Annotated in this window: 8 protein-coding genes, 1 tRNA gene and 1 pseudogene; 2 read left to right on the top strand and 8 right to left on the bottom strand. The window is 71.1% G+C overall.

Annotated elements, in window-relative coordinates; translation table 11 throughout:
• Window positions 1-508, bottom strand: a 508-nt coding sequence (locus G6020_RS11485) for a Rho termination factor N-terminal domain-containing protein (protein WP_182610720.1), incomplete at its 3' end; no start/stop codon positions are given.
• Window positions 509-979: 471 nt separating this feature from the next.
• Here G6020_RS11485 and G6020_RS11480 point away from each other — a divergent pair.
• Window positions 980-2650 (top strand): AMP-binding protein, encoded by a 1671-nt coding sequence (locus tag G6020_RS11480; RefSeq protein ID WP_182610719.1) that lies wholly within the window; start codon window positions 980-982, stop codon window positions 2648-2650.
• Window positions 2651-2698: 48 nt separating this feature from the next.
• Here G6020_RS11480 and thrB read toward each other — a convergent pair whose 3' ends face one another.
• From thrB to argS, 5 genes are read right to left on the bottom strand one after another with little or no spacing between them, the layout of a single operon-like run.
• A complete protein-coding gene (thrB, locus tag G6020_RS11475; protein ID WP_179525561.1) occupies window positions 2699-3661 on the bottom strand; it encodes a homoserine kinase in 963 nt (320 codons plus the stop codon).
• Window positions 3658-4740, bottom strand: coding sequence for a threonine synthase (gene thrC, locus G6020_RS11470; protein ID WP_179525562.1), 1083 nt, complete (start codon window positions 4738-4740; stop codon window positions 3658-3660). The genes thrB and thrC overlap by 4 nt, the downstream gene beginning before the upstream one ends.
• Window positions 4737-6089: a homoserine dehydrogenase gene (locus G6020_RS11465; RefSeq protein ID WP_179525563.1), complete on the bottom strand. Its 1353-nt coding sequence runs from the start codon at window positions 6087-6089 to the stop codon at window positions 4737-4739. Before G6020_RS11465 ends, thrC begins: the two co-directional genes overlap by 4 nt.
• The gene (gene lysA, locus G6020_RS11460) at window positions 6086-7504 is read right to left on the bottom strand and encodes a diaminopimelate decarboxylase (protein ID WP_182610718.1); all 1419 of its coding nucleotides are present in this window, start codon (window positions 7502-7504) and stop codon (window positions 6086-6088) included. Before lysA ends, G6020_RS11465 begins: the two co-directional genes overlap by 4 nt.
• Window positions 7501-9153 (bottom strand): arginine--tRNA ligase, encoded by a 1653-nt coding sequence (gene argS, locus G6020_RS11455; protein ID WP_182610717.1) that lies wholly within the window; start codon window positions 9151-9153, stop codon window positions 7501-7503. Before argS ends, lysA begins: the two co-directional genes overlap by 4 nt.
• Window positions 9154-9343: 190 nt before the next feature.
• Here argS and G6020_RS11450 point away from each other — a divergent pair.
• A tRNA-Arg gene (locus tag G6020_RS11450) sits at window positions 9344-9419 on the top strand.
• A 79-nt stretch (window positions 9420-9498) separates the two neighbouring features.
• On the opposite strand, the gene G6020_RS11445 is transcribed toward G6020_RS11450, so the two are convergent.
• Complete coding sequence (locus G6020_RS11445; protein ID WP_241732679.1) at window positions 9499-9978, bottom strand: MarR family winged helix-turn-helix transcriptional regulator; 480 nt, start codon at window positions 9976-9978, stop codon at window positions 9499-9501.
• Window positions 9979-10052: 74 nt separating this feature from the next.
• Window positions 10053-10849 (bottom strand): annotated as a pseudogene (locus G6020_RS11440) (chromosome partitioning protein); the annotation flags it as partial.

The following is a 10849-nucleotide window of genomic DNA, read 5'->3' as shown; positions in this document are numbered from 1 at the left end:
GACGACCCGAGCCCTGGTCGTCGCGGTTCTGCCCGCCCCGACGCTGCCGGTTCCCCTGGTTCTGACCCTGCGACTGGTTCTGTGCCTGGTTCTGACCCTGCGCCTGGTTCTGGTTCTGGCCACCGCCGCGCGGGCCGTCCTCGCGACGGTTCCGTTCGCCCTGGTCCTGCCCGTCCCCGCGGCCCCGGCTCTCGGCGGGCGCCTCACCGCCACCCCGAGTCGAACCCTCGTCCGCCTTCCTGGGTTCGCGCGCGGGCTGCTGGCCACTCGGCGGCTTCTGCGCGTCGGACCGGGGGGCACTCTCCGCGGTCGCGGCCGGCGCGGACTGGGCGGGAGCCTGGGACTTCCCGCCGCGGGCGGAGTCGATCATCGCCACCAGATCGCCCTTGCGCTTGCCTGACAGGCCCTTGAGGCCCATCTGCTGCGCCAGGGACTTGAGGTCCGCCAGTCGCATGGCTGCCAGTGCGGCACCCTGCGGAGGCGTGGAGTGGGTTTCCGTCGAGGTCACGGGTGTCCTTTCTGGGCCCGGGCCGAGGCGGTGTCCACCGCTTCGCACCGAGCAACTGTCCGGGACGCGGACGGGCGTCCCGGGTGGCCGCTGAGGCCTTCCGTGGCGGCGAACTGGCCGGACACGGATTCGTCTGAGGGGGATGTACACGAGGTGACGCCCACCGCGCCGACGTCATGTTGACCGTCGACTACGGACGAGACCCACTCACGGGCACGACAATCCCAGTTGACCACTCGCCGTTCGGCCGCTCCCACCGTGACCTACTCACGAGCTGCCGTCCGCCGAGGCGGACGGTGAACTGGAGATGTCTCGGGATGCGGGGACGACCGGGCGTCCGTGGCTTCGGCAAGCATACTACCCGCAGTCGGTCTCCACACGCGTCCCCCTCGCGAGTCCCACGGGCGTGTCCGCATCCCGGTCGACGGGCGGTAACCTACAGCCCACTGCGGCCGCGCGGAAGGAGGTCTGATGTTCGGAACGATGCTCGACACCCCGTTGCTCGTGTCCCGGATCCTCGACCACGCCGCAGAGCGCCACTCCGGCTCCACGGTCACCGGTTTCGTCGGGGACATGGAGCCCCGGACCCTTCGGTTCGACGTGATCGCCGCCAGGGCCGCGGCCCTGGCCCACGCCCTCACCGATCTCGGCGTGGGCGAGGGTGACGTCGTGGCCGTTCTGTCCGGCAGCCGCACCGAGGTCGTCGAGTCGCTGTTCGCGATCCCGTCGATGGGAGCCGTCGCGCTGTCGGTCAACGTCCTTAGGTCCCGGTCCTTCCTCCTCGCGGCGCTCCGCGACAACGACGTCTCCGTCGTGTTGGTGGATCCCGAACTGCTCTCTCTCGCACTCGAGGTGGTCGCCGACCTGGAGCACGTGCGCCACCTCGTCGTCTTCGACGCCCGGGTCGCCGGGGACACCACCGACCTGTCCGGGGACGGTCACGAGGTGGAACTCCACGCCCTGGAGGCCCTCCTCGACGGACGGCCGACCACCTATCAGTGGCCCGAGCTGGACGAACGCGCCGCGGCGGCGCTGGCCTACACCTCCGGCACGACCGGCCTGTCCAAGGCGGTGGCGTTCACCCACCGCTCGATCTGGCTGCACTCGATGCAGATGTGCATGGCCGAGAGCGCGGCGCTCCGCAGCGGGGACACCGTCCTGACGACCGTGCCGATGTACCACGTCCTGTCCTGGGGCCTGCCCTACGCGGCGTTCATGACCGGGGCGAGCATCATCACCGCCCGGCCGCGACCTGGTCAGGCCATGCACTCCGGCCGCGACCTGGCCGATCTGCTCGCCACGTTCAGACCCAACAAGGTCGCGACCACGCCGGCCTCCCTGCAGCGCCTCCTCCGCCGGCTGGAGACCAACCCCCAGCCGCTCGGCCACCTGGGCGAGGTCCTGGTCGGAGGCTCGCCGGTGCCGGAGGCGCTGTTCGACGCGTTCGTCACGCGACACGGGGTCACCATCATGCAGGCCTACGGCCTGACCGAGTCGAGCCCGATCGCCACGTTCGCCCGGGCCGACCCCCATTCGTCCGCGACCCACCGCCGGGCACAGATCCTCGGGCAGGGCAGGTTCCCCGCCGGGGTCGAGGCCCGGATCGTCGAAGCCGGGCGTGTCCTGCCGAACGACGGGTGGTCGGTCGGCGAGCTACAGATCAGAGGACCCTGGGTCACCGCACGCTATCTCGGCGACGACGCGACCGACCGGTTCGTCGACGGTTGGCTGCGCACCGGGGACATGGCGACCATCTCCCCCAGGGGCTACCTCGACGTGGTCGACCGGGTGGACGACATCATCGCCTCGGGGGGCGAGCTGATCTCCTCGGTGGAACTCGAGCACGCCGTACTGCGGGACGAGCGGGTGGCCGATGCCGCGGTGATCGGCGTACCGGACGAACGCTGGGGCAACCGCCCCATGGTCCTGGTCCACCTCAAACCCGGCGCGTCCGCCACCGCGCGGGCGCTCTGGGAGTCGCTGGAGGGCCATGTGGAACTGTGGAAGCGACCGGACCACTGGGCGTTCGTCGACGACATCCCCCGCACGTCGGTCGGAAAGTACGACAAGCGGGCGATCCGTGCCCTCCACGCCGACGGGGCCTATCAGGTCACGACCATCTCACCGGGCTCCACCGCCTGACCGGGGTCACGGCCCGGCCGTGAACCCCCGTCGTGCGAGCGGACGTCCTCACTCCCCGACGAGAACCCGGGCGCCCTCCGCGATCCGGAGATCCAGGACCTGCCATCCCTGCGCCTCGGCGTCCCCGCGCAGGTCCGCGGGCAGCGCGGAGGTCCCCAGCACCAGGACGGTGGGGCCCGCCCCGGAGACCGTCGCGGCGAGTCCACGGTCCCGGAGCCGGCCGACCCACTCGGTGGTGCCGACGAGCGCCGGGGCCCGGTAGGACTGGTGGAGCCTGTCCTCGGTCGCGGCCAGGAGGAACTCCGGGTGCGAGGCCAGGGCCACCGACATCAGTGCGGCCCGACTGGCGTTGAAGGCCGCGTCCTCGTGGGGGACCATCTCCGGGAGCAAGCCCCGGGTCTGCGCCGTCGACGAGGTCTCGGCCGGCACCAGCACGGTGGCGACGATCGTCGGATCGACGTCCATGCGCACCGCGCGGTAGGTCACGGCGGTCGCCGATCGCTCGGTCCACGAGACCACGACCCCGCCGAGCACGCTCGCCGCCGCGTTGTCGGGATGCCCCTCGAACTCGCTCGCGAGCTGTACCAGGTGCTCGTCGGTCAACACGCCGCCCATGAGACCGTTCGCCGCGACCAGTCCACCCACCGCGGCGGACGCGGAGGACCCGAGACCCCGGGAGTGCGGTATCGCGTTGGTACAGGCGATCCTGACCCCAGGGGCGCCCGTGCCGCCGGCCCGCAGTCCCGCCTCCACCGCCTTCGCGACCAGGTGGGAGGCGTCGGCGGGGACCTGACCGGCCCCCTCGCCCGAGACCTCGAGCTCGAGCCCCGAGCCGATGGTGGTCACCGTGATGGTGTCGTACAGGCCCAGCGCCACGCCCAGGGCGTCGAAACCCGGCCCGAGGTTGGCGCTGGACGCGGGCACCTCGACGGTGACCGAGCGACCGACCGGCAGGATACGTCCCCCGGAGCTGCCGAAGACCTCGGGGCCGGTACCGGTCACGTCGCTCATTCCAACCCGAGAGCGCCGGCGACGGCGGTCGGATCCACCGGGATGGCCTCCACCTCGGGCATGCCCAGGAGGGCGGTGTCCGGGTCCTTGAGCCCGTTGCCGGTGACGGTGCAGACGATCGTCTGACCGGGCTCGAGTTCCCCGTTGGCGTGCGCGTCGAGCAGTCCCGCGACCGACGCCGCGGAGGCCGGCTCCACGTACACGCCGTCCTTGCCCGCAACCGTGCGGTACGCCTCGAGGATCTGCTCGTCGGTGCGCTTGCGGAACGTGCCACCGGACTGGTCACGGGCGGCGACGGCGCCGTCCCAGGACGCCGGCGCGCCGATGCGGATGGCGGTGGCGATGGTCTCCGGGTTCTTGACCGGCGCCCCGTCCACGAGGGGCGCCGCGCCCGCGGCCTGCACGCCCATCATCCGCGGGCGGGTCGAGACGATGCCGTCCGCGTGGTACTCGCTGTAGCCCTTCCAGTACGCGGTGATGTTGCCCGCGTTGCCCACCGGGAGGAAGTGCAGATCGGGTGCGCGTCCGAGCACGTCGACGATCTCGAACGCGGCGGTCTTCTGGCCCTCGATCCGCACCGGGTTGACCGAGTTGACCAGACCGATCTCCGCGTACGTGGCGGTGGTCTTACGGGCCAGCTCCAGGCAGTCGTCGAAGTTGCCGTCCACCTGGATGATCGTCGCCCCGTGCATGACCGCCTGCGCCAGCTTCCCCGCCGCGATCTTGCCCTGCGGGATGAGAACCGCGCAGCCCATCCCGGCGCGGGTCGCATACGCGGCGGCCGAGGCGGAGGTGTTCCCGGTCGAGGCACACAGGACGGCCTTCTGGCCCCTCGCCCTGGCGTCGGTGACGGCCATGGTCATGCCGCGGTCCTTGAACGAGCCCGTCGGGTTGAGGCCCTCCACCTTGAGGTAGACCTCGCACCCCGTGACCCCTGAGAGGTAGGGCGCCGGGAGGAGCGGGGTCCCGCCCTCGAAGAGCGTCACCGGCTCCCAGGCGTCCCCGATCGGGAGCCGGTCGCGGTAGGCCTCGATGAGGCCGGGCCAGCGGTGGTGCACGGGCTGATGGGTGCTGCTCATTCGGTGTCCACTCCCTCGAGTCGGATGACGCTGGTGATGACCGAGACCGCGTCCTGGTCGGAGAGCGCGGCGACCGTGTCGGCGAGCGCGCGCTCCGAGGCGCGGTGGGTCAGGACGGTGAGCTCCGCGGTGGGCTCGGAATCGTCGAGCTCCGACTCCGGGAACTCGACCTCGGTCTGCCGCACCTGGGCGATGGACACCCCGTGGCGGGAGAACTCGGCGGCGACCAGCGCCAGCACCCCGGGCTTGTCGGCCACACGCATCCGCACGTGGTACCGCGTGGAGACCTCGTCCATCGAGGCCACGGGGAGGGCCGCGTAGGTCGACTCGCCGGGTGCGCGACCCGAGTCCACCTTGTTGCGGGCCGCCGCGACCATGTCCCCGAGCACGGCGGAGGCGGTCGGGGAACCTCCCGCACCCTGCCCGTAGAACATGAGACGGCCGGCCGCCTCCGCCTCCACCACGACGGCGTTGAAGGCGCCGTTGACGGTGGCGAGCGGATGGCTGTTGGGCAACAACGCGGGGTACACGCGCGCCGAGACGGCCTCGCTGCCGTCCTCCCGCCGCAGCTTCTCGCAGATCGCGAGCAGCTTGATGGTGCAGTCCATGTCGCGGGCGGAGGCGAAGTCGTCGGGCGAGATCCTGGAGATCCCCTCCCGGTAGACGTCGCCCGCCGTCACCCGGCTGTGGAATGCGATCGAGGCCAGGATCGCGGCCTTGGCCGCCGCGTCGTACCCCTCGACATCCGCCGTGGGATCGGCCTCCGCGTACCCCAGCCGGGAGGCCTCCGCGAGGGTCTCCGCGTAATCGGCGCCCGTGGCCCCCATCGCGGAGAGGATGTAGTTGGTGGTGCCGTTGACGATCCCGAGGACACGCTCGACCTGGTCGCCGGCCATCGAGCGACGCAGCGGTCCGATCACCGGGATCGCGCCGGCCACGGCCGCCTCGAAGTACAGGTCGGTGCGGGTCGAGTCCGCGGCCTCCGCCAGTTCGTCGGTGTACTCGGCCAGCAGCGCCTTGTTCGCGGTGACCACGGCCTTGCCGTGACGGAGCGCCTCGAGGAGGAGGGGACGCGGCACGTCGATGCCGCCCATCAGTTCGACGACGACGTCGACGTCGTCCCGGGAGACGAGCGAGGCCGGGTCCGCGGTCAGGAGCTCCGGGTCCACCCCGCGATCGCGGGTCAGGTCGCGCACGGCGACACCCCGCAGGGCCAACGGGGCCCCGATGCGGGAGGCGAGAGCCTCCGCGTTCTCCGTCATGTAGCGGATGACCTCGGTGCCGACGGTGCCCATTCCGAGCACCGCCACTCCCACGGGTCGCACGCCTGACGCCGTTGCGTCGCTCACTGTCCCACCTCCAAGCTCGTCAGATCGTCCAGGGTTTCACGTCGGAGCACCAGGCGTGCCCGTCCGTCGCGGACCGCGACCACCGCGGGCCGCCCGATCAGGTTGTACCGGCTCGACATCGAGTAGCAGTAGGCCCCGGTCGCCGCGACGGCCACCAGGTCACCCGCACCGACGTCCTCCGGCATCCACAGGTCACGCACCACCACGTCACCGCTCTCGCAGTGCTTGCCCACGAGCCTCGCCACGACGGGTTCCGCCGACGAGGCGCGGCCCACCAGCCGGGCGTCGTACACGGCGTCGTACAACGCCGTCCGGATGTTGTCGCTCATCCCGCCGTCGACACTGATGTAGCGGCGGCTCTCCCCACCCGCGAGCTCGACGTCCTTGACCACGCCCACCTCGTAGAGGGTGACGGTGCCGGGTCCGGCGATCGCCCGTCCGGGTTCGACGACCAGCGTGGGGGGCGCGAGGCCGACGTCCCGTGAGAAGCCGTCGACGATCTCCGTCAGCGCGGCGGCCAGCTGGGCGACCGGGGGCGGGTCGTCGGAGGCGACGTAGCTGATGCCCAGTCCGCCACCCAGGTCCAGGTGATCGAGCTGGGCCGTGCGCTCGACACCGAACTCGTCGACGATGTCGCGCAGGAGGCCGATCACGCGGCGCGCGGCGAGTTCGAAGCCGTCGACGTCGAAGATCTGGGACCCGATGTGGCTGTGCAGGCCGGTGAGCCGGATGTGCGGTGCCTCGAACACCCCGCGGACGGCCGCCATCGCCGCACCGCCAGCGAGGGAGAACCCGAACTTCTGGTCCTCGTGGGCGGTGGCGATGAACTCGTGGGTGTGCGCCTCCACGCCCACCGTCACCCGGATGAAGACGTCCTGGACCACGCCCTCCTCGGCGGCGATGCGGTCGAGCAGGGCGATCTCGGACATCGAGTCGAGGACGACGTGCCCGACCCCGCTGCGCACGGCGAGCCTGAGTTCGTCGGCGGACTTGTTGTTGCCGTGCACGGTTATCCCGTCCGTCGGGAACCCCGCACGAAGGGCCACCGCGAGCTCGCCACCGGAGGCGACGTCCAGGCTCAACCCCTCCTCCGCCACCCAGCGCGCCACCTCGGTACACAGGAACGCCTTGGACGCGTAGTGGACCCGGTCGGCGCCCCCGAAGGCCTCCGCCATCTCGCGGCAGCGCGAGCGGAAGTCATCCTCGTCGATGACGAACAACGGGGTGCCGAACTCGGCCGCCAGCTCATCCGCCGCGACCCCGGCGAACTCCACCACCCCGTCCCCGCGACGACCCGCACCGCGCGGCCAGACCGCCGGATCCAGGGCCATCACCCCGCCCGCGTCGGTGGGACGCTCGCCGATCCCGGGCGCGTGCGGGAACTCGTGCCGGGACCCGGCCGGGTGCGCGCTCACATCTTCTCCGGGGCGGTGACGCCGATCAGCCGCAGTCCGTTCGCCAGCGTCTGTCGGGTCGCCGTGCTGAGCGCGAGCCGGGCGGCGTGGAGCGGCCCCGCCTCCTCGTCACCCATCGGCAGGACGCGACACGTGTCGTAGAAGCGGTGATAGGCGCCCGCGAGTTCCTCGAGATACCTGGCGACCCGGTGCGGTTCGCGCAGTTCGGCCGCGCTCGCCACGACCCGGGGGAACTCACCGATGGTCCGGATGAGCGCGCCCTCCCGGTCCTCGACCAGGAGCGCGAGGTCGGCGGCGTCGGTGGTGACCCCCAGGTCGGCGGCGTTCCGGGCGAGGGAACACAGGCGGGCGTGCGCGTACTGGACGTAGAAGACCGGGTTGTCGTTGGTCGCCGACGTCCACAACTGCAGATCGATGTCCATGGTCTGGTCCACCGATGAGCGGATGAGCGCATACCGAGCGGCGTCCACCCCGATCGCGTCCACCAGGTCGTCGAGCGTGATGACGGTGCCGGCGCGCTTGCTCATCTTGACCGGGACGCCGTCCCGCACGAGGCTGACCATCTGCCCGATGAGGACCTCGATCGCCGCGGGGTCGTCCCCCAGTGCCGCCGCCGCGGCCTTGAGACGGGCGATGTACCCGTGATGGTCGGCACCGAGCATGTAGATGCACAGGTCGAAACCGCGGTCCCGCTTGTCCAGGAAGTAGGCGATGTCACCGGCGATGTAGGCCGCGTTGCCGTCGGACTTGAGGACCACACGGTCCTTGTCGTCCCCGAAGTCCGTGGAGCGCAGCCACCAGGCGCCCTCGGACTCGTACAGGTTGCCGTTGCCCTTGAGCACCTCGATCGCCCGGTCGACGGCGCCGGAGGTGAACATCGAGTTCTCATGGGTGTAGACGTCGAAGACAGTGCCGAACTCCGCGAGCGACGCCTTGATGTGGGTGAACATCAGATCGACGCCCGTGGCGCGGAACGTCTCGAGCCCCTCGGCCTCCGGCAGTTCGAGGACGTCCGGGTGCTCCGCGACGACCCGGGCGGCGATGTCGTCGATATACGCTCCCGCGTACCCGTCCTCCGGAGTCGCCTCGCCGCGGGCCGCGGCGGCCAGCGACCTGCTGAACCGATCGATCTGGGCACCGTGGTCGTTGAAGTAGTACTCCCGGGTCACCTGCGCACCGGATGCCTCGAGCACGCGCCCGAGGGCGTCGCCGACCGCCGCCCAGCGGGTGCCTCCCAGGTGGATGGGGCCGGTCGGGTTGGCGGAGACGAACTCGAGGTTCACCCGACGACCGGCCATCGCGTCCCCGGCGCCGTACGCCTCGCCCTGCTCGATGACGGAGGCCACGAGCGACCCCTGGGCACCGGAGTCGAGGCGGATGTTGAGGAATCCGGGGCCGGCGATGTCCGCCGACGCCACACCGGGATCGGCGGCGAGCGCGGTGGCGATCTCCTGCGCCAGATCCCGCGGAGAGGCTCCGACCTTCTTGGCCAACTGCAACGCGATGTTGGTGGCGTAGTCGCCGTGTTCCGGGTTGCGCGGGCGTTCGACCGTCACCGTGTCCGGCACCACCGAGATGTCGGCTCCACGCTCGGTGAGAACGGTGATGAGAGCGGCGCGGATGACGGCGGCGAGGTCGGCGGGAGTCACGTCTTCCTATCCTAGGTGTCGGCACGTCGGCAGCGGAATCGGACACCGGCGTCCGCCCGCCCTCGCGACGCGGGCGGGCCCGATGCGGTCACGATCCCGCCCCGGTGCTACGATCGGTCTCGCTGTTCAGCAGGGCGGTTCGAAGTAGTCGCCCGGCGATCGGCCTCCGGCCCGGAAAGGCCGGTATCCCGCCCTCGTAGCTCAGGGGATAGAGCGTTGGTTTCCGGTACCAAAGGTCAGGGGTTCGATTCCCTTCGGGGGCACCACGACAGCGGGGCCCGGGCTTCTCAGCCCGGGCCCCGCTGTCATTTCCGTTCGTACGCTCCGGCGCGACCCCGGACCCGATCAGCTCGGCAGGGTGATCCCGTCGACCTCGCCGATGCGGGTGACCACCCGCTCGAAGATCTCGGTCAGCGAGCCGACCTCCTCCGGGGTGAGGACGTCGACCAGAAGCTCCCGGACCTTCTCCACGTGCATGGGGGCCACCCGGGCGATCGCCTCGGCCCCCTCCGCGGTGAGGGTGACGATGGTGCCCCGGCCGTCTTCCGCGCACTCCCCCTTGGCGACGAGTCCCCGGGCCTCCATCCGCCTGACCTGATGCGACACACGGCTGCGGTCCCAGCCGAGAGCCGCCCCCAGATCACGGGCGCGCAGGCCCCGACCGTCCGCCTCGCTCAGGCTGACCAGCACCGAGTAGTCGGACTGGGACATCGACGCGTCGCGCTGGAGCTGGCGTTCGATCGCGAGGTCGAGCAACTGATTGACTTCCCGGTACCGGCGCCACATGCACTGTTCTTCATCGCTCAACCAGCGTGTCTCGCTCATGGGGCTATTACAGCACGGCGACCCGCCGCTGCGTCCTCCAGCCACCGGCCCGCCGCGGACCGGCCGGACCGCCCTCAGTCGCGGGCCGATCCCGACCTGCGCATGACGTGGGTGCGCGCGCTGCCGACACCCGCGAAGCGTGAACGGTCGCAGGTGAGGACGATGACCTGTGACGTGGAGGCCGCGGCGGCGATGACCGCACCCATCGTGAGGCGACGGGAGGGATCGGTGTACCCCATGGTGTCGTCGAGGAACACCGGGACACCGTTGTCCCCCACGAGTCTGGCGCAGGCGATTCTGACGATCACGGCCAGCTGTTCCCTGGCCCCGCCGGACAGGGAGTCGTAGTCGACGGAGACCTCCCCGATCCTCCGGCTGAGAATGGTGAGGTCCTCCCCCAGTCGCACGTCGAACTCGCGCCCGTAGACCAGTCGCCCGAGTTCGACCACCGCCCGGTGGAACGGCTCCTGGTAGGCCCGGAGAGCCTCGGACCGTCGTTGTTCGAGGGTCCGGTAGAGCAGGTCCGCCGCGCGTGCCCGCCGCCACAGGGCGGAGTTCTCCCTCTGCGCGGCCTCGACCTCACGTTCCGCCACCGCGACGTCCCCGAGCCGTCCCTGGTCTCCGATCGCGTTCACCCGACCGAGCGCTGTGGCCACCGCCGACGCGCACTCCCTCTCCTCGGCGACGAGGGCGGCCAGCGAGGCCCGCGCGTTCTCGAGGAGTTCCGGCGGCGCGTCGGCGAGCGTCTCGTCCAGTCGGGCCCGCGCCTGACGCGCGGTCTCCCTTCTGGAGTCCACCTCGAACGTCGTCCTCTCCACCGCGGCCTCGAGCTCCGCGTCCGGCGTCACGGCCCGTGCGGCGGCGAGCGCGT

It is taken from the genome of Dietzia sp. B19, from assembly GCF_014145155.1.
GTDB lineage: Bacteria > Actinomycetota > Actinomycetes > Mycobacteriales > Mycobacteriaceae > Dietzia > Dietzia natronolimnaea.
This window is presented reverse-complemented; position numbering and strand designations above follow the sequence as displayed.